This window comes from Labrys sp. (in: a-proteobacteria), assembly GCF_047605565.1.
GTDB classification, from domain to species: Bacteria; Pseudomonadota; Alphaproteobacteria; order Rhizobiales; family Labraceae; genus Labrys; species Labrys neptuniae.
In genome coordinates, this window is record NZ_JASGFM010000002.1 from 14332 (window position 1) to 38580 (window position 24249).

The following is a 24249-nucleotide window of genomic DNA, read 5'->3' on the forward strand; positions in this document are numbered from 1 at the left end:
GGTCAGCTCCCGCGGCCGCCGCGATCGTCCGGCTGGCGGACCACCAGCTCGGGCCTGAAAGTCTGCTTCAAGGCGAGAGGTGCGGCGCCGGCCATGCGCTCCAGCAGATATTGGCCGAGCAGCCGTCCGCAGATCTCGATGGGCTGGTAGAAGGTGGTCACGGGCGGCGTGAAATAGGCGCTGACATTGATGTCGTCATAGGCGATGACGTCGATGTCGGTGCCGACCCGGCGCCCGAGCCCGGCCAGGCCCGAGAGCACGCCGAGCGTGGTCGATTCGTTGACACAGACGAAGGCGGTCGGCGGGTCGGCGCGCCCGAGCAATTCGATCGCAGCCTTGCGGCCGAACGCCGTCGAAAGATCGCCCTCGACGATCAGATCCGCGGAAGCAGGCAGGCTCGCCTCGGCGAAGGCACGTGTGAAGCCGTCGATCCTGTCCATGGCGTAGGACAGGCGGGCTTGAGGATTGACCAGGGCGATGCGCCGGTGTCCACCGGCGATCAGCCTCGCCGTGGCGGCGTGAGAGGCCCATTCATTGTCGATGTCGACATAGGCATAGTCGAGCGTCTTCCGGCAGCGCCCGAGCGAGACGAAGGGAAAGTCACGGGCGACCAGGAGGTCGATGCGCGGGTCGTCGGCGAGAATCCCCGAGAAGATCAGGCCATCGGCGAGGCCCTGCTCGACGATGCGGCGGGCGACCTCGCAGCCATCGGCGGCATCGCGGATGACATGGACGGAGAGGCTGTAATCACTGCCTTCGAGGGCCTGGCTGATGCCGCTGAGGATCTGGGTATATTCGACGCCGTCCCACTCATAGTCGGGGGCGGCCGTCACCGGCATCAGTACGGCGGCCTGATAGGTCTTGCCGGTGCGCAGCGCCATGCCACGCGTATTGGCCTGGTAGCCGATCTCTTGCGCAGCCCTGAAAATGGCATCGCGCGTCTCGGGCGCGACCACGGCATGGCCGCGCAGCGCCTTCGAGATGGTGGCGATCGAATAGCCCGTCCTGTCAGCCAGCGTCTTGATGGTGGGCGGCGCGGGGCGCGGCGGTTGCGATGATTTTTCGGCCATCCTCCCCTCCAGATTTGACGATTGTTAGATTTTGATATCAGCCAATAAAAACGTTTTCAATAAAAATAAAAACGTTTTTATTTAAAGGTGTACACGCTGTGAGTGATCCACGCGGATGGCGCCGCGGCATTTAGCGCGGGGACTGCAACCGGTTCGAAACTCGACGGGCAAGGGACGAGGTGGCTATGGTCGGCTCGATTCTGAATGAAGGGCCTGTCGATGAAGACCATCTCCACCTCGCGATCCCATGGCGGGATCCAGGGCGTCTATTCCCATGCCCCGTCGAGCTGCGATTGCGAAATGACCTTCGCGGTCTTCGTGCCGCCCCAGGCCGCCGAGCGCGCCTGCCCGGTGCTCTGGTATCTGTCGGGCCTGACCTGCACGCATCAGAACGTGATGGACAAGGGCGAATATCGCCGCCTTGCCGCCGAGCTGGGCCTGATCGTGGTCTGCCCCGACACCAGCCCGCGCGGCGAAGGCGTGCCGGACGAGAAGGACAATTGGCAGTTCGGCTCCGGCGCCGGCTTCTATCTCGACGCCACGCAGGAGCCCTTTGCTCGCAATTACCGGATGTATTCCTATCTGACGCAGGAACTGCCGGCCCTGATCGGCGAGCATTTCCCGGCCGACATGGCGCGCCAGTCGATCTTCGGCCATTCGATGGGCGGCCATGGCGCGCTCACCATCGCGCTGAAGCATCCGCAGCGCTACAAGAGCTGCTCGGCCTTCGCACCGATCGTGCAGCCGAGCACGGCGGGCTGGTCCAGGCCGGCGCTGGAGAAGTATCTCGGCGCCGATGAAGCGACCTGGCGTCCCTATGACGCCACCGCGCTGATCGCCGACGGCCACCGTTTCGAGGCCTTCCTGGTCGACCAGGGCACGGCGGACGGCTTCCTCAAGGAAGGGCTGCGGCCCTGGCTCCTGGAAGAGGCCTGCAGCAAGGCCGGCATCGCGCTGACCCTGCGCATGCAGGAGGGTTACGACCACTCCTACAATTTCATCTCCACCTTCATGGACGATCATCTCGCCTGGCATGCCGAGCGGCTCGGCAAGTGAGGGACGGGGTGTAGCCAGCGCCATAGAACAGGCGCTTCCGTCATTCCTTTCGCAGTCGGGTGGCTTCAGCCGCCCGTCGACCGCAATGGATGGTCGGTGCCGATCCCAGGCCTATCATCCGCTCCCATGGCGGCAGCGTAGCCTGCCGGATCGAAACGCGTGGCGATGAGGGCGGCGATCGCCACCCAGGTGAGATGCATCAGCCACCCCTCGACGAAGCTGCCGCTCCAGCTGTGCAGAAAAGCCATAGCCAGGGGAGCGAGGCCGGCGATGAGGAAGCCTCCGCCCTGCATCAGGGCGGCGAGGGCGCCAGCTTCCTCGGGGCGCGGCAGATGGTCGAGTGCCGTCACCAGCGAAAGGGAGAAGCAACCGCCGAGCCCTGCGCCCCCCAGCGCGATCCAGAGCAAGGGCATGGTGCCGGGCAGGAAGGCAAGACCGCAGAAGCCTGCTGCCTGCATGGCGAGGGTGAGATAGAGCCAGGGACGCCGGTCGCGGCTGCGCGAGGCCAGGATCGGCAGAACCAGGGCGGCGACGGCCTGCGCCACGGCCATGATGGCGACCAGGCTACCGCTTTGCGCTATGCCCCAGCCGCGCCCCTGCATATAGGGGGCGAGCCAGGCAACCATGGAGGAATAGCCGCCATTGACCAGGCCGAAACAGGCCATCAACTGCCAGCTGCGCGGACGATGAAGCAGGCGCGACACCAGGGCCTTGTCGGGTCGGGCCGTCCTGCCATCCGCCAACACGCGCCAGGCCAAGAGCAGCGCTGCCGCCGTCGGCAACGCCAGCCACGCCAAGGCAAATCGCCAATCCTGTCCGCCATGGGCGAGGACCGGTGTCAGCTGGGCGCCCACGGCGCCGCCGCCCATGATCATCGCCGAATAGAGACCGGTGACGGCGGCCACCTTGTGCGGGAAGCCCTGCTTGATGATGCCCGGAAAGGCTGCCTGGATGAAGGCGACGCCCGCGCCGCACAGGGCCGCTGTCAGAATCAGGGAGAACCCGCCGGCAGACCAGAGCCTTAGCAGCGATCCCAGGAGGAGAAGGCAGAGCGCCCACAGCATGCCCCGTCTGGTGCCGATCCTGGCCTGCAGCCCGGGCACCAGGAAGGCGCCAAGACCCATCAGCAGCATGGGCAGCAGCGTGAGCATGGCGATGCCGCCATAGCCCAGGCCCGTATCGGCCTCGATGCGTGCGATCAGGGGACCCGGCCCGGTCAGGAAGGGACGCAGGTTGAGCCCGATCAGCACCACCAGGGACAGCAGGACCAAGGGCGAAGACGGGGCGGAGGATTGGGGGGGCGTTCGGGGCATGATCAATCAGGGGGCGATCAGCGCGCGCCGGCGGCTTCGAGCAACGAGGTGATCTCGCGATAGCGCCGCTGCCGGGCATGCTGCAACGGCGTGACGCCGTCCTTGTCGGCGAGATTGACGTTGGCTCCCGCGGCGATGAGAAGCCTCACGATCTCGACATGGCGCGGCCCGCCATCGCTGAGAATGATGGCTTCCAGCAGGGCGGTCCAGCCGAGCCTGTTGACGTGATCGACGTTCACGCCGGCCTCGATCAAAGCCCGTACCGTGTCGACATGCCCCCGTTCGGAGGCCGGGATCAGGGCGGTGCCGCCATAGCGATTGGTGCTCTTGAGATCGGCTCCATGGGACAGCGTCAGCCGCAGAATGTCGAGATATCCGCGTGCGCCGGCCAGCAGATAGGGGCTGTCCTCAATGGCGTCCTTGGCGTTGACGTCGGCACCGGCTTCGATGAGGTGGCGGGCGACCGCGACGTGATTGCCCTGGACCGCTGCCAGCAGGGCCGTGCGGCGGTTGCCGTCCCGCTCCTCCAGTGAAACGCCAGGAGCCAGGGCCTTGACCGCGGGCAGGTCACCACGTTCGGCCGCAGCGATGAGGGCGGATGGCGCGGCTTTTGCCGGGACGCCTTGCGATGCGATGGACATGAGAATGGTTCCCGCCACGATGATCAGGACATTGCGTTTGGACAAGGGTCTGCGCATAGCCGGCCTCCTACCGGGGCCATGCGTATCTCCCCGTCTGGTCATTTGGAAATTAAATGTCCCCATGGCGGCTATTTGAAATGCAAATGACAGACCTGGCATCAACCAGGCCTGTCATTTGTCGCCCGTACGAGTCACAAAGGCCGGCGGCTGGTCTTCAACTGCCGGAACGGCCGGCGAGCTGCGGCACGAACATGTCGCTCCACTGGGCGGGCTTGACCTTGATGGTACCGGCCCGGTGCATGAAGTCGGCGAACTGCATCACGCCCTGGGGCGTGGTGGAGAAGCGCGCATCCGGGTCCTCGAGCATCTGCTGGACCTCGGACACGTCGACCTTCACCTTCGAGCTCCGGGTGAAGATCTCCGCCGCCAGCTTCTTGTCCTTGGCGATCAACTGGTTGGCATCATCCATGGCATCGATGAAGGCCTGGGTCATCTTGGGATTGGCATCGACGAACTTCTTCGGCGCGAAGGTGACGTCGAGCGTGATGTTGCCCAGATAATCGACCGAGCTGAGCACACGGTGGATGCCCGGCGCCTTGGCCTCGATATATTGGAAGGGCGGCGAGGTGAAATGAGCCCGGATCTCCGTCTTGCCGCCGATCAGGGCGGTGACTGCCTCCGGATGTGGCAGGCTGACGGTGGCCGGATCGAGCTTGGCGTAGTTCTCCGGGCCGAACTCCTTGGCGGCGATCATCTGCAGAACCACGGCGGAGAGCGAGGTCTTGATGCCGGGCAGGGCGATCTTGTCCGCCGAGGTGAAGTCTTCCAGCTTCTTGATCTCCGGCTTGTTGGTGTTGAGCCAGAGCGAGGTCGAGCTCATGCCGGAGACGCCGACCACCTCGACATTCGGGATGCCCTTGGCTTTCGCCCACAAGGTGACGAAACCGGGCGCGCCGGTGCCGGCGAAGTCGAGCGTGCCTGCCATCATGGCGTCGTTGATGACATTGCCGCCGTCCAGCATCAGCCAGGTGACCTTGACGTCGCCGAGGCCGGCGGCCTTGGCGCGCTTTTCGAGCAATTGCTGGTCCTGCATCACGATCAGCGGCAGGTAGAGGATGCCGAAACCCTTGGAGATGCGGACCTCGCTCACCTCGGCTTGCGCACTGCCCGATGCCAGAGCCGGCGCGAGCATTGCAATGGCCAGGGCTGTCCTGAGCCAGCGTTTGAATGTCATGAAGAATCCTCCCTGATGGATGAGCCGTTCCGGCTTTGTCGGTTGGTGGTGGTTCAGTGCTGCATGCCCCAGCGCCGGATCGTCCTACGCTCGATGGCGGCGAAGATGACGTTCTCGACGAACAGGCCGATCAGGATCACGGTGAACAGGCCGGCGAAGACATTGGCCGTTTCGAGCTGGTTGCGGTTTTCGTAGATGAACCAGCCCAGTCCGCCGGAGCCGGAGGAGACGCCGAAGACGAGCTCGGCGGCAATCAGGGTGCGCCAGGCAAAGGCCCAGCCGACCTTGAGGCCGGTCAGGATGGCGGGGAAGGCGGCCGGGATCAGGATGAGACGCACCAGCCTCAGATTGCGCAGGCCATAATTGAGGCCGACCATGCGCAGCGTGTTGGAGACGGCGCGAAAGCCGGCATGGGTGTTGAGCGCGATGGCCCATAACACGGAGTGGACGAGCACGAAGATGATGCTGCCCGTGCCCAGGCCGAACCAGATCAGGGCCAGCGGCAGCAGCGCGATCGCGGGCAGCGGGTTGAACATGGAAGTCAGCGTTTCCAGAAGATCCGCCCCGATGCGCGAACCGATCGCCAGGGTGGTCAGCAGGGCGGCAAGTCCGATGCCGATGGCATAGCCGATGAGGAGCGTCTGCAGCGATACCAGCATGCGCTCGGGAATGATGCCGTTGGCGATATTGGCGAGGAAGGCCTGCGCCGTCTCGCCAAAGGTCGGAAACAGCAGGGGGTTGCCGAGCCAGCGCCCATAGGCTTCCCATGCTAGGGCCAGCACGGCGAGGATCAGGCCCTTGCGCACGAAGCCGAGCCGATAGAGCCGTTCGGCGATGCCGAGGGATTTGGCGACGACGGGAGCACTGCCCGAATGGACTTCCCGGATGATGTCGGGACGGAAGCTGAGAAGATCGGTCATGTCTGGGATCCCCGGCTCAATGCGCGGCAAAGAGCATGTCGTTGATGCGGGTTTCGAGCGCGGCCTGCGTGCCGGTACCCATCTCTTCGGGCGGCACGCTGTTGAGCTCGGCCTTGACCTCCCCGGGATGAGGCGAAAGCAGCAGGATGCGCGTGCCGATACGGATGGCTTCCTCGATGGAGTGGGTCACGAAAAGCACGGTGAAGCGGGTGTCGTCCCATAGCCGCAGCAATTCGTCCTGCATCTTGCGGCGCGTCAGGGCATCGAGGGCAGCAAAGGGCTCGTCCATCAGCAGCACGTCGGGCTCCATCGCCATGCCGCGGGCGATCGCCACGCGCTGCTTCATGCCGCCGGACAGCATATGCGGATAGGAATCGATGAACTTCGTCAGCCCGACCTTGTCGATATAGGAACGGGCGCGCTCGGCGGCCTCGGCAACCGGCACCCGCCGGCTCGACGTCAGGGCGAAGACGACGTTTTCGCGCACGGTCTTCCAGGGCAGGAGCTGGTCGAATTCCTGGAACACCATCATCCTGTCGGGACCGGGTTCGGTGACGTCGGTCCCTTTCAGGCTGATGCTGCCTTCGACGGGCGTCAGATAACCGCCGATCGCCTTGAGGATGGTGGATTTGCCGCAGCCTGACGGGCCCAGGAGCACGAAGCGGTCGGAGGGATAGACATCGAAGGAAACACGCCTGGTGGCGGTGACGAGGGCGTCCGGTGTCTTGTATTGCAGCGTCACGTCCTTCACCGACAAAAGTGGTGTCATGGCGCTGGGGCTCGGCGAAGCGGGCAAACTTTCCTCCCTTGGATGGCTTTCTTGCGCACTATTGGCGCTTGCGATAGGCCTAGCACTCGAAGCTGACTTGGAACTGACTCCAGGAAGACTTGGAACTGACTCCAGGAACCTGAATCTTGGAACCTGAATCTTGGGACCTGCCTCTGTCGCTGCGGAGCCGCCTTGCGCGTTTTGGTCGTCGAAGACACTGCCGATATTGCCGAGGCCGTGGTGGCGCGGCTGGAGGCGATGGGGCACGCCGTCGATTGGGAAGACAATGGCCGCACGGCCTCCGAGCTCTTGGAGGTCCAGGCCTATGACCTGGTGGTGCTCGACCTCAGCCTGCCGGGCGAGGACGGGCTCGAGCTCCTGAGGAAATTGCGGGCGCGGCGGGCCAAGATGCCGGTGCTGGTGATCACGGCCCGCTCGGCTGTCGATGCCCGGGTCGATACCCTGGATCTGGGTGCCGACGACTATCTGACCAAGCCCTTCGATTTTCGCGAGTTCGAGGCCAGGGCCCGCGCCTTGTTGCGCCGGAGCGCCGGCCTGCCCGACAATATGCTGCGCGTGGGCTCTCTCGCGATCGACCGGGCCGGGCGGGTCGCCAGCGTCGACGACAGGCCGCTCAACCTCACCCGGCGCGAATTGACGGTGCTTGAAATCCTGGCGATCCGGCCCGAGCGGATCGTGCCAAAGGAAGAACTCGTCGAACAGCTCTTCAATTTCGACCAGGATCCGAGCCCCAACGCGGTGGAGCAGTTCGTCGCCCGCCTGAGGCGCAAGCTGACGGGATCTCCGGTCGAGATCCAGACCCTGCGGGGATTGGGCTACCGGCTTGCAACGCGGTGATCTCCGCCTGTCGCTGCGCATCCGCATCATCGCCGTGCTTTCGGCGGTGTTGTCGGCGGGAGCCGTCGTGCTGGGGTTGGCCGCCTGGCAATATGCCTCGATCGCGGCCCAGCAGGCCTATGACCGGCTGCTGAGCGGGGCCACCATCCAGGTGGCCGAGAACGTCTATGTGCAGGGCGGGGTCGTGGCGCTCGATCCGCCGGTGGCGGCCTTTTCGACGCTCTCGGCCTATGACCTGGTCTACTACAAGGTCGTCGACCCGCGCGGCGTGATCGTGGCGGGTTACGAGGACCTGGCGTCGTCTGCCACCCCGGCTGCGATGCGCAGCGGCATCGTGCTGGAGGAGGGGCATTACCAGAACCAGTCGGTACGGATCGCCACCATCGCGCGCCGGATCGACGACAAGGACGCCGGACAGTGGGCCACGATCATCGTCGCACAGACTGTCAATGCCCGTACCGCTCTGGCACGTGACCTTACCCTGAAGGCGCTTGCCGTGATCGCAGCGATGAGCGTGCTGGCATTGCTGGCGGTAGGGTTCGCCGTTCGCTTCGGCCTGAAGCCGCTGGCTTTGATCGAACAGGAGATCGTGGAGAGGCGGCCCGACGATTTGCGTCCGATCCGGGCCGGGCGTCCCGCCGAGATCCGCAACCTCGTCCAGGCCATCGATGATTTCATGCGCCGGTTGTCCGAACGGATGGCGCTGATGCAGCGTTTCATCGCCGACGCGGCGCATCAGATCCGCACACCCCTGGCGGCGCTCGATGCTCAGGTCGAGCTGCTTTCGGGACCGCAGGATGCGAAGCGGCGGGCCGAACATTTGTCGCGCGTTCGAGAACGGACAACCGAGCTGGCCCGCCTGACCCGGCAGCTTCTCGACCACGCCATGGTCGTCCATCGCGCGGATGCGGCGCAGACCTCGCCGATCGATCTCAACGAACTCGCCAAGGCGACGCTTGCGAAATCCGTGCCCCTCTCACTGGCACGCGAGGTCGATATCGCCTTCGAACACGCTGTTCCGCCACCTGTCATCGAGGGCGATGCCATCAGCCTGCGCGAGGCGCTGGCCAATCTGATCGACAACGCCCTGGTCCATGGTGCGAGCAGTCGCCTCACCGTGGTGGTCGGCCAGGTGGGCGACCGGGCCTGGATCGAGGTGCGGGACGATGGCGAAGGCTTCCCTCAGGAAGAAGGGGGGAGCCTCGTCGCCCCCTTCCAGAAGGGTGAGCGATCCGCGGGGTCAGGGCTCGGTCTGGCGATTGCCGACGAGGTCGCACGCGCCCATGGCGGTGCCCTGGAATTCGCCGAGGAGGACGGGCTCACGGTGGTGCGCCTGTGCCTCTCGGTGTCGCGCAAATGACCGCAGGGCGGAGGCGGCCTATTTGTCCGCCAGCAGGTGGCGGATGAACTGGTTGAACAGCTCCGTTTGGCTGGAAATGCCGAGCTTGGCATAGATGTTCTTGCGGTGGATCTTGACCGTGCCCTCGGTAATGTCGAGCAGGCTGCCGATCGAGAGGCTGGAATGGCCGCGCAGCACCAGGCTGACGATGGTCTGCTCGCGCGGCGTCAGCAGCGCCGGCGCGAAGCTGAGAAAGGCCTGTTCGATGGCATGCTCGCGCGGAGCGGGTGCGGCTCCCGGGTCCCTTCCCTCTGCGAGGGCCTGCCACTGGCGACCCATGAGTGCGAGCACCATCGGCGCTGCCCGGGCGAGATCCGCCATTTCAGCGGTTGCGAACGGGGATGAACCGTTCTGGCGCAACAGCGAATAGGCGAGATAGAGATCCGGCCTGAGGGCGTGCAGGAAGACGATCTCCTCGGTGAGGGAGCCGCTTTCCATCGAGATGCAGGGGTGGACGTCCGGCGAATTGAAGTATTCGCCTTCGAAGAAATCATCCGGGGCGAGATCGTGCAGGCGATAGAGGCCTGACGGCGTGGTGTGCACGCAGGCGGTGTAGACGGCGTCGAGGAGATAGGTGCCGGCGAGATAATTGGCCATGATCTGCGAAGAAGACACCGCCTTCAGGCCGTCATGCAGCAGTGTCGGCCTGTCTTCGAGCGGATAGGCGAAGATGCAGCTCAGGTCGAAGGGAGCAATCTGCCCCAGGGCTGCGTCGAGGGCAGCTGCAAATTGCGGAGAACCCAGCAGGGCGACCAGGTCCGGCGTCGCATGATGCCAGCTGTCTGCGGCCGATCGTTCGCGGCTGTTCATGGCCGTCCCTTCATCCTCCGTTTCCTGCTTGCCTGTATGCCCGCTCCCGTCAGCGGCAGCCTCTATCTCTTTAGGGATATTTATCGCAACGCTGCTTTTCGGATCATCGGGATGTCGCAAAGAGGAGAATTTTACAAGCTCCTCGGCAAGAGGGGACTTCCATGACGATCGAGACGACCAGCCGCCCGACCGGCGGCGTAACCTATCAGAGTGTCGACGAGGCCTATTTCGAGCAACGCCAGCTCAAGCGCCATGCCGGACTGTTCACCCTGTGGATGATGGGCGTCGGCGCCGTCGTCGCCGGCGAATATTCGGGCTGGAACATCGGCCTTTCGCAAGGCGGCTTCGGCGGCATGCTGCTCGGCGCGCTGATCATCGGCTTCATGTATGTCTGCCTGTGCTCGTCGATCAGCGAGATGAGCGCGGCCCTGCCGCATACGGGCGGCGCCTATTCCTTCGCGCGCACCGCGCTCGGGCCCTGGGGCGGCTTCACCACGGGCCTGGCCGAGAACATCGAATTCGTGCTGGCCCCTGGCGCCAACATGTTCTTCATGGCCTCCTATCTCGCCGCCATTTTCGGCACGCCCGACAGCTGGCTGCCGCTGTGGTGGGTCGCCGGCTATATGGTGATGCTCGGCCTGTCCGTGCGTGGCCTGGAACTGTCGATGCGGGTGGTGGTCTGGATCACCGTCGCGGCCGTGCTGGTCCTGTTGTTCTTCTTCGTTGTGGCCCTTCCTCATGTGGATTTCGTCCGGCATGCGCTCAACATCGGCACGGACGGCAAGCTCGTGGCCGACGGCGCGGGCCCCTGGCTGCCCTTCGGCCTCACGGGCGTCATGCTGTCGCTGCCCTTCGGCGTCTACATGTTCCTGGCCGTCGAGCAATTGCCGCTCACCGCCGAGGAAGCCAAGAACCCCACGCGCGACATGCCGCGCGCCCTGATCCTGTCGATCCTGACGCTGATCGCGCTCGCCCTCGGCGTGCTGTTCTTCAGCGCCTCCATTCCGCCGGGCGCCCATGCCATGGGTTCGTCGGGTGAGCCGCTGCTCGATGGCTTCCGTACCATCTTCGGCGATGGCTGGGCCAAGCTGCTGGCGGGCGTGGCGGTGCTGGGGCTTGCCGCAAGCTTCTTCGCCGGCAGCTTCGCCTCGGGCCGCAACATCTATTCGCTGTCGCGCGCCGGCTATCTGCCGACCGTGCTGTCGGTGACCAATCCGCGCACCAAGACGCCGAACATCGCGTTGGCGACCGGCGCGGGCTTTGCCCTCATCGTGCTGCTGGCGATCTGGTTCCTGGGTGGCAAGGACAATGTTGCCTTCATGGCCGGCTTCCTGGTCAGCATGATCGTGTTCGCGGGTATGGTGTCCTACATCCTGCAGAGCATCGCCTTCCTGCGCCTGCGCCGGCTCTATCCCGATATCGCCAGGCCGTTCCGCAGCCCCTTCGGTGCCTTCGGGGCCTATGCCACCATCGGCATCTGCATCCTCACGCTCGGCTACCAGTTCTTCGATCCGCTCTATCGCTGGGCGGCGATCGCGGCGGCGGCCTGGTATCTGATCGGCCTCGGCTATTTCGGCTTCTACCGCCGCCATCGCCTGGTGCTGTCGCCGGAGGAGGAGTTCGCGGTGTCCGGCGGCACGCGCGGCCGCCCGCTCGGCGAGCATTGAGGCGCCGGCCGGAGCGAACGGATATCGGCCGGGTGTTCCGGTCGATTATGGATCGAATAGTCTAAATTTAAGCGAGGACATCATGGCCGCAAGGCTAGCAGGCAAGACCGCCATCATTTCGGGCGGGGCGACAGGCATGGGCGGGGCGGCTTCGAAGCTGTTCGCGGCCGAGGGGGCCAAGGTCGCCATCATCGACCGCAATGCCGCCGCGGCAGAGGAGACGGCGGCCGCAATCCGCGCGGCCGGAGGCGAGGCGGCGGCCTTCGTCGCCGACGTCTCGGAGGAGGCCGAAGTCGAGACGGCGGTCAGGGCGGTGCAGGAGTGCTTCGGTCCCGTCACCACCTTGTTCAATCATGCTGGCACCATCCTGATCAAACCCTTCCTCGAGATCTCGCTCACCGAGTGGGACTGGCTGCATGCGGTCAATGTCCGCTCGATGTTCCTGATGACCCGGGCGGTGCTGCCTCAGATGATCGCCCATGGCGGCGGTTCGATCGTCTGTACCTCCTCGATCTCTGCGGTGGCGGCGACGCCGATGGAAGTGCTCTACGACACCACCAAGGGCGCCTGCCACATGTTCGCCCGGGCCATCGCCGTGGAGTTCCGGGACCGCAACATCCGCTGCAATGCCGTCTGTCCGGGCTTCATCCGCACGCCGCATGGCCTGCGCGAGGTCGCCGAGCTGCAGGCACATGGCGTCGACGTCTCCGATGCCGCCATCGCGGCCCAGCAGGGGCGGATCGGCGAGCCCGAGGATGTCGCGCGGGCGGCGCTCTATCTCGCCAGCGACGAGTCGAGCTTCGTCAACGGCGCCCATCTGTTCGTGGACAACGGCTTCACCGCGATCTGAGCCTCTGCCTTCCGCTTTCCTCCGGCCGGCGAAGCACGATATCGTGGTGCCGGCCGGATCATGATGGGGGAGGGCGAGGTGAGCGCCAGCGACGAGACGCAAGCGGACGGCCTGTCCGCCCTGGACCTTGCGTTCCTGCGGCAGTCGATCGCCCTGTCCGACGAGTCCAGGCGGCGCGGCCGCCATCCCTTCGCCGCGCTGGTGGTCGACGGGAACGGCAATGTCGTCGCCTCGGCCGGCAACAATTCGATGCCGCCCGAGGGCGATCCGACCCAGCACGCCGAACTGGTGGCAGCCGCGGCGGCGGCCAAGGCGAGGACGCCGGAGGAACTCGCCGCCTCGACGCTCTACACCAGCGCCGAACCCTGCTGCATGTGCGCGGGCGCCGTCTATTGGACGGGCATCGGGCGGGTGGTCTATGCCCTCTCGGAACATCGCCTGCTCGAACTCACCGGCGCCCATCCCGAAAACCCCACCTTCTCGCTGCCCTGCCGCGAGGTTTTTGCGCGGGGACAGCGTCGGATCGACGTGGTCGGCCCCGCGCTGGAAGACGAGGCGGCCGTGCCTCACCTGGGTTTCTGGAGGTGAGGAGCGGGGGGCTTCGAGACATATGTCTGGCGTTGCTTTCCTACGACGATCATTGCCGCGCTCTGACGCCCATCTCGGCGAAATGCGCATAGCAGGGGGAGCAGCAGTCTTGCCTTGCTGCGCCATCCGGTATCTTGCAAGCTTCGAAGATCCAGCCGGTTGTGCAAGGCCTTGATTCGAAACGCGTCCGAAACCTCGAGGCGGTGAGAGCGAGTGCCTGACCGCGGGTGGCATGGCAGGATTTCTATCGAGCGTGTCAACAAAGAGCAGGGCGATGGTTCCAGACGATAGCGACAATATTTTCGATCTGGCACCCATGTCGCTCTGGCTGGAAGACTACACCACTCTGCGTGAGCAATTCGAGGCATGGCGCGCAGAGGGGGTGACGGATCTGCGAGCCTTTCTTTTGGCAGATCCCGCCAGGCTTGCGCATTGTTCGAGCCTCATTCATGTGCTCAAGGTCAACCGCAAGACCCTCTCGCTGTATGAAGCCGACAGTGTCGACCATCTCGTGGCCAATCTTGGCAGGGTGCTGCGTGACGACATGCTCGAGGCGCACATCGATGAGTTGAAGCAGCTTTGGGACGGCGCCACGGAGTTCCGCAGCAACACGGTCAACTATACGTTGGGCGGCAAGCGTCTCGACATTCAGCTGCGCGGCATCATCCTGCCAGGACATGAGCAGGTGTGGGACCGTGTGCTCCTGGCCATCGAGGACGTGACCGCCCTCGAGGATGCCCGCCGCCAGACGGCGAAACAGCAGCAATATGCTTCAGCCCTCTTCGAGCACTCGCCGGTTTCGCTCTGGGTCGAAGACTTCAGCCGCATCAAGCAGTTGATGGACGACCTGCGGGCGCGCGGCATCGTCGATTTTCGGGTTTTCACGGATGTTCACCCCGAATTCGTGCGCCAATGCATGAGCGAAATCCGGGTTCTCGACATCAACAAGGAGACACTGGCCCTCTTCCTTGCCGCCGACAAGCCGACACTCCTGCAAAACCTGCCGCGCGTGTTCCAATCCGATATGGAAGCCCATTTCCGCGAACAATTGATTGATTTGTGGAATGGCGTTTTCTTTCAGCGCCGGGAGGTGCTCAATCACGCACTCGATGGCACCGAACGCTATCTTCTCCTGCAATTGTCCCTTCTTCCGGGACATGAAGAGGACTGGTCGCAGGTGCAGGTCGCGCTGACCGACATTACGGCGCGCAAGAAGGCAGAAGCCTATCTCGAATATCTCGGCAAGCACGATGTCCTGACGAAATTGTTCAATCGCGCCTTCTATGTCGACGAGCTGAACCGGCTGGAGCGCAACAATTTTTCGCCCGTGTCGATCATCGCCATCGATCTCGATCGGCTCAAATCCGTGAACGACCAGTGGGGTCATGCGACCGGTGACGCCTTGTTGCGGCGCGTCGGCGAGATCTTGAACGAGGCCGTCAAAAAACCGGGGCACGCCGCTCGCATCGGCGGCGACGAGTTTGCCGTCGTCCTTCCCTATGTCGACGAGCGCGGTGCGACGGCCATGATGGAAAACATCGAGCGCCTCGTCGAGATCAACAATCAATATTATTCACAGATGGCCCTGAGCGTCTCGATGGGTGCTGCCACCAGCCAGGACGGAGAAAAGCTCGAATCCGTCGCCAGGCGAGCCGATCTCCTGATGTATGAGAACAAGCACCGGCATCATTCCGATCCAAGCTAGTGCATCGCCGGGCGTCCTTCAGGTCGCGGCCACGTCCAGCAGCGATGCGACGGCTGGGGCATCGAAGCCGCCGATGCCCTCGCCGATATCGGCGCCGACCGACTTGACCAGCGCCGCCGGGTCGCGTTGTCGCAAGGCCTGGATGATCTCCTGGTGGCGGTCGACCACGTAGAGTTCGGCGACATGTTCCATGGCGACGCCCTGGACCGGGCCGAGCTGCAGCCAGACGCTTTCGATCATCGGCAATACGATGCGATCGGGGCTGATGCTGTAGATGGTGCGGTGAAACTGCTGGTTGGCAAGCAGGGCACCGACCTTGTCCTGCCTGGCGATGGCCTGGTCGATGGCGAGATCCATCTCGACCAGCTGGTCGATCTGGCGCTCGGTAATATGCGCGACGGCCCGCCGCGCCGCATGCTGTTCCAGCACGACGCGCAGCGAGATCAACTCCTCGAAGAGCTCCGGCGTGACGGCCGGAACCTGGATCCGGCGATTTTCGAGCAGTTTGAGAGCGCCGATCGAGGTGAGCTGCCTGAGCGCCTCGCGCACGGGCGTGGAGCTGCTTTCGAGCGCGGCGGCGAGGCCGCGTATGGTCAGCGAGGTTCCGGGCCGGAAAGCTCCTACCATGATGGCCTGCCTGAGGCGCAGGAAGACATAATCATGCGTCGTCGTACCATCGACCCGGGCCAATGGCGGCAGTACCAACTTCTTCAATAATCTCGCCTCCCTGCGAACCTCACATATCTGCTTATCGCGAAGCCGGGCTTGATTCCAGTCGGATATGATGTCACATACTTAATAATGTGATCACAAAATGGAGCGCGCATGATGACGGCCGACAGCATCGATCGGGACACCCTGGCAGCTTTGCTGAAGGAAGACAGCCCGATCGAGAGCATCCAGGCCGTGGTCTGCGACCTCAACGGCATCATGCGCGGCAAGCGCGTACCGGTCAGCCAGGCCGAGAAGGTGCTGGGCGGCGGCATCCGCATGCCCTTGTCGATCGTCGGCGTCGACGTCTGGGGCGAGGACATCATCGACAGCGAGCATGTGTTCGCCTCGGGTGACATGGACGGCATCTGCGGGGCGACCGGACGCGGCATCCTGCCGGTGGCCTGGACCTCGCGGCCGAGCGCTCTGGTGCCGCTCTGGCTCTTCCTGGAGAGCGGCGAGCCCTTCCTCGCCGATCCGCGCCAGGCGCTCGCCGCCGTGGTGCGCGAATACCAGAAGCTCGGCCTGCGGCCGGTGGTGGCGACGGAGATGGAGTTCTATCTGATCGACCCGGAGCCCGACAGCGCCGTGCCGCCGATCTCGCCCTACACCGGCAAGCGGCTCGATTCGGACGCCATTCTCTCCATCGACGAACTTAACGATTTCGGCGAGTTCATCTCCGACGTCTATGCCGAATGCGAGCGCCAGAACGTGGCGGCGGATGCGGCGATCGCCGAGAACGGCATCGGCCAGTTCGAGATCAACCTCCTGCACAGCGACGATCCCCTCAAGGCGGCCGATGACGCCGTCTTCTTCAAGCGCATCGTCAAGGGTGTCGCGCGCAAGCACGGCCTTGCGGCCACCTTCATGGCCAAGCCTTACGGCACGCGCTCGGGCAATGGCATGCATGTGCATTTCAGCCTGCTCGATGCCGAAGGTCGCAACGTCTTCAACGACGGCAGTAAGGAAGGTTCGCCGATCCTGCGCCATGCCGTGGCCGGTTTGCTGCGCGGCATGGCCGAGACCACGCTGTTGTTCGCGCCGCATTTCAACTCCTATCGCCGCCTCAGGCCCGACACCCACGCTCCGACCACGATCGCCTGGGGCTATGAGAACCGCACCGCAGCCGTCCGTATTCCCGGCGGCAGCCCGGCTGCACGCCGTATCGAGCATCGGGTCGCCGGGGCGGATGCCAACCCCTATCTGGTGGTCGCGGCCATACTCGGCGCGGCCCTGATCGGCATCCGCAAGCAATGGACGCCGCCCGAGCCCATTATGGGGCGCGCCCATCTGCCGAGCGCATCGGCCAAGATCCCGTCCGAATGGGGACAGGCGGTCGATGCCTTCGAGGCCGGCGAGATCGCCGCCGAGATTTTCGACCCCGTGCTGCGCTCGATGCTGATCGCCTGCAAACGCCAGGAGATCGCCGGTTTCGCCGAACAGGTCACCGACTACGAATTCGCCGCCTATCTCGAAATCGTCTGAGCTGTCTTTCAATCCATCGCCTTCCGGCCGTGGCGCCGACCAGACCTCCGGTTTGGTGCGCGCGACGGCCGGTCCATGAGGTATGTCCGCCATGTCCACCGTCGAGTTCGCCACCGCCCATCCGCCATCATCCAGCGCCGGCCACGCGGCGACCTATTATGCCGCCACCGCCAAGGGCGCCTTCGAACGTCCCGTCCTCAACGAACATTTGACGGCCGATATCTGCGTGATCGGCGCCGGCTTTACCGGCATTTCCGCGGCACTGGAACTGGCCGAGCGCGGCTATAGCGTGGTCGTGCTGGAGGCCATGCGCATCGGCTTCGGCGCCTCCGGGCGCAATGGCGGCCAGATCGTCAACGGCTACAGCCGCGACCTCGATGTGATCGAGAAGCGCTATGGCGCCAAGGCGGCCAAGGCGCTCGGCGCCATGGCCGGCGAGGGCGCCGACATCATCCGCGGCCGCATCGCCCAATATGGCATCGATTGCGACCTCGTGCCCGGCGGCTTCTTCGCTGCCTTCACCGACAAGCAACTGCGCGAGCTCGACGAGCAGCAGCGCATCTGGGAGCGCCATGGCCATGGCGGCCTGGAGCGCATCGACAAGGCGGGCCTGTCCAAGATCGTCGCCTCGGAGCGCTATGTCGGCGGGCTGGTCGACCACAAGGGCGGCCATATCCATCCGCTCAGCCTGGTGCTGGGCGAAGCGGCGGCGGTCGAGCGGCATGGTGGACGGATCTTCGAGCGTTCGCCGGTGCTCTCGGTTGAGCAGGGGGCGAAACCGGTGGTGCGCACCCAGCACGGGGCGGTGACCTGCACCTATCTCCTTGTCTGCGGCAATGCCTATATCGGCGATCTTCTGCCCGACATCGGCGGCAAGATGATGCCGGTGTCCAGCCAGGTCATCGCCACCGAGCCGCTGGACGAGGCGGTAATCCGCGACCTGCTGCCGGCCAATTATTGCGTCGAGGACATGAACTATATCCTCGATTATTATCGCCGTACCGCCGACAACCGCCTGCTTTTCGGCGGCGGCATCGTCTATGGCGGCGGCGATCCCGCCAGCATCGAGGCCAAGATCCGGCCAAGCCTGGCCAGGACCTTCCCACAGCTCGCCAATATCCGCTTCGACTATGCCTGGAGCGGCAATTTCGCCTTGACCCTGACGCGCATCCCGCATGTCGGGCGGCTGTCGCCCTCGATCTATTTCTCGCATGGCGACAGCGGCCATGGTGTCACCACCACCCATCTTCTCGGCAAGATCCTGGGTGAGGCCGTCGCCGGCCAGGCCGAGCGCTTCGACGTCTGGAGCAGCCTGCCTTATTACCCCTTCCCGGGCGGCAAGACCTTCCGGGTGCCGCTGACCGTGCTCGGCGCCTGGTGGTATGGCTTGAGGGACAGGTTGGGTCTGTGACGGCAGACTCGGAAAGATGTTTCTTGTCATGCCCGGACTTGTCCCGGGCATCCAGAGATTGCCTTTCTCGGCGAGTATCTCCTGGATTGCCGGGTCGAAGCCCGGCAATGACAAAGGCAGGGATAGCTCGAATTCTGGTCACATGCTTTGGGACCTCAACCCGCTACCATCGCACCTGCGACATGATGGCTGTTCCAGTGGATCGGTGCGCTGGGGCAGTGTAAGTCCGACATATTCACGAGGGGCGGGAGACCGTCTCCGCAATCAGGGAGTGAGCGATGCTCGACAAGCGCAAGTTCTTCATCGACGGCAAGTGGGTGGATCCTGTCGTTCCCAACGATCTGCAGGTGCTGGATCCGGCCACCGAGCAGCCGGTCGCGGTGATCTCGATGGGCACGCCCGCCGATGTCGACAAGGCCGTCGCCGCCGCCAAGAAGGCCTTCGCCACCTATTCGCGCACCAGCGTCGAGGAGCGCCTGGCGCTGCTGGAAAAGCTGCTCGACGTCTACAAGCGCCGCTATGAGGAGATGGCCCAGACCATCACGCTCGAACTCGGTGCGCCGATCTCGATGAGCCGGGCCCAGCAGGCCGATGTCGGCGTCGGCCATCTGCAGGGCTTCATCGATGCGCTGCGTCATCTCAAGGCCCGCGATACCCTGCCCAATGGCGATGTGGTGCTGCGCGAGCCGATCGGTGTCTGCGGCCTGATCACCCCCTGGAACTGGCCGATCAACCAGATCGCGCTCAAGGTGGTGCCGGCGCTCGCCACCGGCAGCACCTGCGTGCTCAAGCCGAGCGAGTTCACCCCCCTCAACGCGCTGCTCTATGCCGAAATGGTCGAGGAAGCCGGATTCCCCGCCGGCGTGTTCAACCTGGTGAACGGCGATGGCCCCTCGGTCGGCGCTGCCCTCTCCAAGCACAAGGACATCGACATGATGTCCTTCACCGGCTCGACCCGCGCCGGCATCGCCGTCAGCAAGGATGCGGCCGAGACCGTCAAGCGCGTCACGCTGGAGCTCGGCGGCAAGTCGCCCAACATCATCTTCGAGGATGCCGACTTGGAGGATCGTGTCGCCGGCAGCGTGCTGGAATGCTTCAACAATTCCGGCCAGTCCTGCGATGCACCGACCCGCATGCTGGTGCAGCGTTCGGTCTATGACAAGGTCGTCGACATCGCAGAGCGCACCGGCAAGACGCAGGCCGTCGGCGATCCCAAGCAGGAAGGCGAGCATATCGGCCCGCTGGTCAGCGATATCCAGTTCGGCCGCGTGCAGGCTTTGATCGAGGCCGGCGTCGCCGAAGGCGCGCGCGTGCTGATCGGCGGTCCCGGCAAGCCGGAAGGCTATGAGAAGGGCTATTTCACCAAGCCCACCATCTTCGCCGATGTCGATCCCAACATGCGCATCGCCCGCGAGGAGATCTTCGGCCCGGTGCTGTCGATCATTCCCTTCGACACCGAGGAGCAGGCGATCGAGCTCGCCAACGACACCAATTACGGTCTTGCCGCCTATCTGCAGACCGGCGACGACAAGCGGGCCGAGCGGGTCGCGGCCAGGCTGCGCGCCGGCATGGTGCACATCAATGGCGGGCCGCATCGCTATGGCAGCCCGTTCGGCGGCTACAAGCAGTCCGGCAATGGCCGCGAGGGCGGCATCTTCGGCCTGGAGGATTTCCTCGAAGTGAAGACCGTGCATCGCCCCTGATGGGATTGTCAGAGGCGGGCTTCGGCCCGTAGCGCAACAAAACGCCGCCGGGATCGCTCTCCGGCGGCGTTCTTCGTTCGATGCGTCGATTACTTCATCGTCGGCATCACGAAGTCGGCCCCGGCGCGGATGCCGGTGGGCCAGCGGCTCGTGATGGTCTTGAGCTTGGTGTAGAACCGCACGCCCTCGGGGCCGTGCATGTGGTGGTCGCCGAACAGCGAGGCCTTCCAGCCGCCGAAGGAGTGGAACGCCATCGGCACCGGGATCGGCACGTTGATGCCGACCATACCGACCTGGATCTGGTGGGCGAATTCGCGGGCGGCGTCGCCGTCGCGGGTGAAGATCGCGGTGCCGTTGCCGAATTCATGCTCGTTGATCATGCGGGCGGCAGTGGCATAGTCGGGCGCGCGCGCCACCGCGAGCACCGGGCCGAAGATCTCTTCCTTGTAGATCGTCATGTCGGTGGTGACATGGTCGAAGATCGTGCCGCCGAGATAATAGCCGTTCTCGTAGCCCTGCATGCTGAAGCCGCGCCCGTCCACCACCAGCTTGGCGCCTTCGGCCACGCCGGTGTCGATATAGCCGCGCACCTTGTCGAGATGCTGCTTGGTCACCAGCGGTCCCATCTCGGCTTCCGGGTCGGTGCCGGGTCCGATCTTGAGGGCGCGCACCCGGGGTTCCAGCTTGGCGAGCAGCGCCTCGGCCGTGGCTTCGCCGATCGGCACCGCAACCGAGATCGCCATGCAGCGCTCGCCGGCCGAGCCATAGGCCGCGCCCATCAGGGCGTCGACGGCCTGGTCGATGTCGGCGTCGGGCATCACGATCATGTGGTTCTTGGCGCCGCCCAGCGCCTGGCAGCGCTTGCCGTTGTGCGAGGCGGTCTCGTAGATGTAGCGGGCGATCGGCGTGGAGCCGACGAAGCTGACGGCCGAAATATCGGGATCGGTGAGGATGGCGTCGACGGCCTCCTTGTCGCCATGGACCACGTTGAAGACGCCGTCCGGCAGGCCGGCTTCCTTGAGCCACTGCGCGAGCAGCAGCGAAGCGGAGGGATCGCGCTCGGAGGGCTTGAGGATGAAGCAGTTGCCGCAGGCCAGCGCCACCGGGAACATCCACATCGGCACCATGGCCGGGAAGTTGAATGGCGTGATGCCGGCGACCACGCCGAGTGGCTGGCGCAGGGAATGGCTATCGACGCGGGTGCCGACATTCTCCGTCACCTCGCCCTTGAGGAGCTGGGGCGCCGAGGTGGCGAATTCCACCACTTCCATGCCGCGCTGGATCTCGCCCTTGGCATCCGACAGCACCTTGCCATGCTCGGCCGTGATTACGGCGGCGAGTTCGTCGGTACGCTCCTCCAGGATGTGCAGGAACTTGTTGAGGATACGGGCGCGGCGCAGCGGCGTGGTGGCGGCCCAGCCGGGGGCGGCGGCCTTGGCGGCGGCAGAGGCCTCGCGCACTTCGGCGACGGAGGCGAGGGCGACCTCGGCCGCGGCTTCGCCGGTGGCGGGATTGTAGACCGCCGCCTTGCGGCCGCTGCGGCCGGCAACCAGCTTGCCGCCGATGAAATGGGAGATCTCGCGCGTCATCCTCTTCCTCCTGTCCTTCGCCTGCCGGTGGGCGGCGTTCGGCGAGATCTATGCAGTTGATCCGTTCGCACAGCAATGAGAGGGATTGCACTTCCGATGTGCAAAAATTAAAGTCATCAATAGACGATCTTCCCCGGGTGCACGGGCATCTTGCCCGTTCTTGGAAACGTGGCGGATGTCGGTCAGGCAGAACGGGCAAGATGCCCGTGCACCCGGAGTTCGCCATGAACTGGGACCACATCCGCATCTTTCTGGCGGTGGCGCGCAGCGGGCAATTGCTCGGCGCGGCGCGCCAGCTCGGGCTCAACCATGCCACCGTCGGCCGCCAGCTCACGGCGCTGGAGGAGACCTTCGGCGCCAGGCTCGTCGAACGCCAGACCCAGGGCTGCACGCTGACGGCGGCCGGCGAGGCCCTGCTCGTCGCGGCGGAGAAGGCCGAATCCGAATTCCTGCGCGTCGGCGCCCTGGTATCCGGCACCACGGCGGAGATCAGCGGCACGGTGCGTGTCGGCGCGCCGGACGGGCTCGGCAACTACTTCCTGTCGCACGAACTGGGCGCCCTGGCGGCCCGACACCCGGAACTGGTGGTGCAGCTGGTGCCGCTGCCGCGCACCTTCTCGCTGTCACGGCGCGAGGCCGACATCGTGGTGACGCTGGACCGCCCCGTGCAGGGGCGGCTGATGGTCAAGAAGCTGACCGACTATACGCTCAGCGTCTATGCCTCCCGGGGCTATCTCGAAGCGGCGCCCCCCATCGCCAGCGAGGAGGACCTTGCCGGCCATCTCTTCGTCACCCATGTCGACGACCTCGTCTACAGCCGGGCGCTGGATTATGCCGAGACGCTGGGCCGGCTGATGCGCCGGCGCTTCGAGTGCGGCAGCGTGGTCGCCCAGATGGAAGCTGTCAGGGCCGGCCACGGTATCGGCATCCTGCACGACTATGCGGCCCGGCAATATCCCGAGCTGATGCGCCTGCTACCGGGCAGGCGCTTCACCCGCAGCTATTGGCTGGTCTCCCATCCGGATACCCACAACACCCGCCGCGTCGCCGCTGTCGCCGACCACATCACCCTGCGGGTCCGAGCCGAACGGGCCCATTTCGCCCGGGATTGAGAAGATTTCCTGGGACCACCGGCATCTTGCCGGCTCTTGATTGCCCCACGCTCGCTGGATCGGAAGAGGCCGGCAGGATGCCGGTGGTCCCAGGGAAGCTTTCACGCTCGCACTGGAGTCGCCACGACTTGCGGCGTGTCGTTGATCGGGAAATGCAGCGCTGCCGCCATCAGGCTGGCAAGGGCGGTCGCCCACCACACCAGTGTGTAGGAGCCGGTGAGATCGAAAGTCAGGCCACCCAGCCAGGCGCCGAGAAACGAGCCGATCTGGTGGCTGAGAAAGCAGATGCCGAACAGGGTGCCGAGATGGCGCACGCCGAAGACCTTGGCGACGAGACCGCTGGTGAGGGGAACCGTGCCGAGCCAGGTCAGGCCCATCACGGCCGCAAACAGGGTGACGGAGCTGTCCGATTTCGGCGCCAGGAAGAAGGCGGCGATGGCGACGCCCCGGATCAGATAGAGCCAGCCGAGCACATGCTGCTGCCGGTAGCGCCCGCCGAGCCAGCCGCAGGCCCAGCTTCCCGCCATGTTGAACAGGCCGATCAAGGCGAGGGCCTTGGCCCCGGTGCCCGACGGCATGTGGCAGAGCGAAAGATAGCCCGGCAGATGGGTGGCGATGAAGGCGAGCTGGAAGCCGCAGGTGAAGAAGCCGAGAGTGAGAAGGCAATAGCCGCGATGGCCGAGAGCCTGTTCCAGCGCGGCTTTCAGCGGCAGGGCCGCCTCTTCCTTCTCGGCCGCGGCCAGCCTTGGTTGGCCATCCAGAAACAGGCCGAAAGGCGCCGCGGCCAGCATGACCAGCGCCAAGACGATGAGGGCGGTGGACAGGCCCGAATATTCCGAGACGATCTGGGCCAGGGGAACCATCGCGACCTGTCCGAACGAGCCGCCGGCGCTGGCAATGCCCATGGCCATGCTGCGTTTTTCGGGCGCGGTCTCGCGGCCGACCGCGGTCAGCACGACGCCGAAGGCCGTGCAGCTGATGCCGATGCCGACCAGCACGCCGAGACCGAGGACGAGCATGATCCCCGACGGCGCCATGGCGGCAATGCCGAGGCCGAGAGCGAAGGCAGCGGCTCCGAATGCCACCACGGGCGCTGCGCCATAGCGATCGGCCGCAGCCCCCGCAAAAGGTTGTGCTGCTCCCCAGACCAGATTGTGGATGGCGATGGCGAAAGCGATCAGGGTGACGGGAAGTCCCCGGTCAAGCGAGAAGGGCTCGACGAAAAGGCCGAAGGTCTGCCGGATGCCCATGGCCGCGCTCAGGATGACGGCGGCGGACAGAATGAGCAGGGTCTGGCGATTGAATGCGGGCCTGGCTTTGATCGGATCGGACAGCGCCATTTCCATCTCCTCGGGAGA

General features: G+C 64.9%; 21 protein-coding genes. 11 read left to right on the top strand and 10 right to left on the bottom strand.

The features are described from left to right. Positions 1 to 2: 2 nt before the first annotated feature. Positions 3 to 1070, bottom strand: a complete 1068-nt coding sequence (locus QM672_RS02175; RefSeq protein ID WP_367626745.1) for a LacI family DNA-binding transcriptional regulator — start codon at positions 1068 to 1070, stop codon at positions 3 to 5. A 219-nt stretch (positions 1071 to 1289) separates the two neighbouring features. On the opposite strand from QM672_RS02175, the gene fghA reads away from it, so the two are divergent. Further along, positions 1290 to 2126, top strand: coding sequence for an S-formylglutathione hydrolase (fghA, locus tag QM672_RS02180; protein WP_415080723.1), 837 nt, complete (start codon positions 1290 to 1292; stop codon positions 2124 to 2126). Between the two features lie 65 nt (positions 2127 to 2191). Here the strand turns inward: fghA and QM672_RS02185 are convergent, their stop codons facing one another. The 5 genes from QM672_RS02185 to QM672_RS02205 form a co-directional block, all read right to left on the bottom strand. Further along, positions 2192 to 3439, bottom strand: coding sequence for a cyanate transporter (locus QM672_RS02185; protein ID WP_311944620.1), 1248 nt, complete (start codon positions 3437 to 3439; stop codon positions 2192 to 2194). A gap of 17 nt (positions 3440 to 3456) precedes the next feature. Further along, positions 3457 to 4137: an ankyrin repeat domain-containing protein gene (locus QM672_RS02190; RefSeq protein ID WP_415080493.1), complete on the bottom strand. Its 681-nt coding sequence runs from the start codon at positions 4135 to 4137 to the stop codon at positions 3457 to 3459. A gap of 157 nt (positions 4138 to 4294) precedes the next feature. Further along, entirely contained in the window at positions 4295 to 5272 is a 978-nt protein-coding gene (locus tag QM672_RS02195; RefSeq protein WP_415080725.1) for an ABC transporter substrate-binding protein, read from the bottom strand. 95 nt (positions 5273 to 5367) lie between these two features. Continuing rightward, positions 5368 to 6234 (bottom strand): ABC transporter permease, encoded by an 867-nt coding sequence (locus QM672_RS02200; protein ID WP_415080494.1) that lies wholly within the window; start codon positions 6232 to 6234, stop codon positions 5368 to 5370. Positions 6235 to 6250: 16 nt separating this feature from the next. Beyond that, positions 6251 to 7003: an ABC transporter ATP-binding protein gene (locus QM672_RS02205; protein WP_311944627.1), complete on the bottom strand. Its 753-nt coding sequence runs from the start codon at positions 7001 to 7003 to the stop codon at positions 6251 to 6253. Positions 7004 to 7195: 192 nt separating this feature from the next. Between QM672_RS02205 and QM672_RS02210 the strand changes: the two genes are divergently transcribed. Together QM672_RS02210 and QM672_RS02215 are read left to right on the top strand one after the other, a co-directional pair. Next, on the top strand, positions 7196 to 7861 hold the full coding sequence (locus tag QM672_RS02210) for a response regulator (protein WP_367626748.1): 666 nt from the start codon (positions 7196 to 7198) through the stop codon (positions 7859 to 7861). Continuing rightward, positions 7848 to 9221, top strand: coding sequence for a sensor histidine kinase (locus tag QM672_RS02215; protein WP_311944629.1), 1374 nt, complete (start codon positions 7848 to 7850; stop codon positions 9219 to 9221). Before QM672_RS02210 ends, QM672_RS02215 begins: the two co-directional genes overlap by 14 nt. An 18-nt stretch (positions 9222 to 9239) precedes the next feature. On the opposite strand, the gene QM672_RS02220 is transcribed toward QM672_RS02215, so the two are convergent. Then, on the bottom strand, positions 9240 to 10070 hold the full coding sequence (locus QM672_RS02220) for a helix-turn-helix transcriptional regulator (protein WP_367626749.1): 831 nt from the start codon (positions 10068 to 10070) through the stop codon (positions 9240 to 9242). Positions 10071 to 10231: 161 nt separating this feature from the next. Between QM672_RS02220 and QM672_RS02225 the strand changes: the two genes are divergently transcribed. The 4 genes from QM672_RS02225 (at position 10232) to QM672_RS02240 (ending at position 14880) form a co-directional block, all read left to right on the top strand. Further along, positions 10232 to 11737 (top strand): amino acid permease, encoded by a 1506-nt coding sequence (locus QM672_RS02225; protein ID WP_311944632.1) that lies wholly within the window; start codon positions 10232 to 10234, stop codon positions 11735 to 11737. Positions 11738 to 11819: 82 nt separating this feature from the next. Next, the gene (locus tag QM672_RS02230; protein ID WP_415080495.1) at positions 11820 to 12587 is read left to right on the top strand and encodes an SDR family NAD(P)-dependent oxidoreductase; all 768 of its coding nucleotides are present in this window, start codon (positions 11820 to 11822) and stop codon (positions 12585 to 12587) included. A 60-nt stretch (positions 12588 to 12647) separates the two neighbouring features. After that, positions 12648 to 13175, top strand: a complete 528-nt coding sequence (locus QM672_RS02235; RefSeq protein ID WP_415080496.1) for a nucleoside deaminase — start codon at positions 12648 to 12650, stop codon at positions 13173 to 13175. Positions 13176 to 13449: 274 nt separating this feature from the next. Beyond that, complete coding sequence (locus QM672_RS02240; RefSeq protein WP_394315270.1) at positions 13450 to 14880, top strand: diguanylate cyclase domain-containing protein; 1431 nt, start codon at positions 13450 to 13452, stop codon at positions 14878 to 14880. Between the two features lie 18 nt (positions 14881 to 14898). Here the strand turns inward: QM672_RS02240 and QM672_RS02245 are convergent, their stop codons facing one another. Continuing rightward, positions 14899 to 15594, bottom strand: coding sequence for a GntR family transcriptional regulator (locus QM672_RS02245; protein ID WP_415080497.1), 696 nt, complete (start codon positions 15592 to 15594; stop codon positions 14899 to 14901). Positions 15595 to 15708: 114 nt separating this feature from the next. On the opposite strand from QM672_RS02245, the gene QM672_RS02250 reads away from it, so the two are divergent. From QM672_RS02250 to QM672_RS02260, 3 genes are all read left to right on the top strand, one after another. After that, positions 15709 to 17076, top strand: a complete 1368-nt coding sequence (locus QM672_RS02250) for a glutamine synthetase family protein (protein ID WP_311944683.1) — start codon at positions 15709 to 15711, stop codon at positions 17074 to 17076. Positions 17077 to 17167: 91 nt separating this feature from the next. Beyond that, positions 17168 to 18487 carry an NAD(P)/FAD-dependent oxidoreductase gene (locus QM672_RS02255; RefSeq protein ID WP_415080498.1) on the top strand — a complete coding sequence of 440 codons (1320 nt, stop codon included), beginning with the start codon at positions 17168 to 17170 and terminating at the stop codon, positions 18485 to 18487. 278 nt (positions 18488 to 18765) lie between these two features. Continuing rightward, positions 18766 to 20190, top strand: a complete 1425-nt coding sequence (locus tag QM672_RS02260) for an aldehyde dehydrogenase family protein (protein ID WP_415080499.1) — start codon at positions 18766 to 18768, stop codon at positions 20188 to 20190. An 89-nt stretch (positions 20191 to 20279) separates the two neighbouring features. Here the strand turns inward: QM672_RS02260 and QM672_RS02265 are convergent, their stop codons facing one another. Beyond that, entirely contained in the window at positions 20280 to 21779 is a 1500-nt protein-coding gene (locus tag QM672_RS02265; RefSeq protein WP_311944641.1) for a CoA-acylating methylmalonate-semialdehyde dehydrogenase, read from the bottom strand. A gap of 224 nt (positions 21780 to 22003) precedes the next feature. Here QM672_RS02265 and QM672_RS02270 point away from each other — a divergent pair, with 224 nt between their 5' ends. Continuing rightward, positions 22004 to 22891 (top strand): LysR family transcriptional regulator, encoded by an 888-nt coding sequence (locus tag QM672_RS02270; protein WP_311944643.1) that lies wholly within the window; start codon positions 22004 to 22006, stop codon positions 22889 to 22891. Between the two features lie 101 nt (positions 22892 to 22992). Here QM672_RS02270 and QM672_RS02275 read toward each other — a convergent pair whose 3' ends face one another. Further along, positions 22993 to 24231, bottom strand: a complete 1239-nt coding sequence (locus tag QM672_RS02275; RefSeq protein ID WP_415080500.1) for an MFS transporter — start codon at positions 24229 to 24231, stop codon at positions 22993 to 22995. Positions 24232 to 24249: the final 18 nt, after the last annotated feature.

Bases quoted from the DNA above. Each gene is read 5' to 3' on its own strand.
- QM672_RS02265 (WP_311944641.1), bottom strand. From the start codon at position 21,779: ATGACGCGCGAGATCTCCCATTTCATCGGCGGCAAGCTGGTTGCCGGC.
- QM672_RS02200 (WP_415080494.1), bottom strand. From the start codon at position 6,234: ATGACCGATCTTCTCAGCTTCCGTCCCGACATCATCCGGGAAGTCCAT.
- QM672_RS02175 (WP_367626745.1), bottom strand. From the start codon at position 1,070: ATGGCCGAAAAATCATCGCAACCGCCGCGCCCCGCGCCGCCCACCATC.
- QM672_RS02205 (WP_311944627.1), bottom strand. From the start codon at position 7,003: ATGACACCACTTTTGTCGGTGAAGGACGTGACGCTGCAATACAAGACA.
- QM672_RS02275 (WP_415080500.1), bottom strand. From the start codon at position 24,231: ATGGCGCTGTCCGATCCGATCAAAGCCAGGCCCGCATTCAATCGCCAG.
- QM672_RS02225 (WP_311944632.1), top strand. From the start codon at position 10,232: ATGACGATCGAGACGACCAGCCGCCCGACCGGCGGCGTAACCTATCAG.
- fghA (WP_415080723.1), top strand. From the start codon at position 1,290: ATGAAGACCATCTCCACCTCGCGATCCCATGGCGGGATCCAGGGCGTC.
- QM672_RS02185 (WP_311944620.1), bottom strand. From the start codon at position 3,439: ATGCCCCGAACGCCCCCCCAATCCTCCGCCCCGTCTTCGCCCTTGGTC.
- QM672_RS02190 (WP_415080493.1), bottom strand. From the start codon at position 4,137: ATGCGCAGACCCTTGTCCAAACGCAATGTCCTGATCATCGTGGCGGGA.
- QM672_RS02195 (WP_415080725.1), bottom strand. From the start codon at position 5,272: ATGCTCGCGCCGGCTCTGGCATCGGGCAGTGCGCAAGCCGAGGTGAGC.
- QM672_RS02255 (WP_415080498.1), top strand. From the start codon at position 17,168: ATGTCCACCGTCGAGTTCGCCACCGCCCATCCGCCATCATCCAGCGCC.
- QM672_RS02230 (WP_415080495.1), top strand. From the start codon at position 11,820: ATGGCCGCAAGGCTAGCAGGCAAGACCGCCATCATTTCGGGCGGGGCG.
- QM672_RS02270 (WP_311944643.1), top strand. From the start codon at position 22,004: ATGAACTGGGACCACATCCGCATCTTTCTGGCGGTGGCGCGCAGCGGG.
- QM672_RS02235 (WP_415080496.1), top strand. From the start codon at position 12,648: ATGATGGGGGAGGGCGAGGTGAGCGCCAGCGACGAGACGCAAGCGGAC.
- QM672_RS02260 (WP_415080499.1), top strand. From the start codon at position 18,766: ATGCTCGACAAGCGCAAGTTCTTCATCGACGGCAAGTGGGTGGATCCT.
- QM672_RS02220 (WP_367626749.1), bottom strand. From the start codon at position 10,070: ATGAACAGCCGCGAACGATCGGCCGCAGACAGCTGGCATCATGCGACG.
- QM672_RS02240 (WP_394315270.1), top strand. From the start codon at position 13,450: ATGGTTCCAGACGATAGCGACAATATTTTCGATCTGGCACCCATGTCG.
- QM672_RS02250 (WP_311944683.1), top strand. From the start codon at position 15,709: ATGACGGCCGACAGCATCGATCGGGACACCCTGGCAGCTTTGCTGAAG.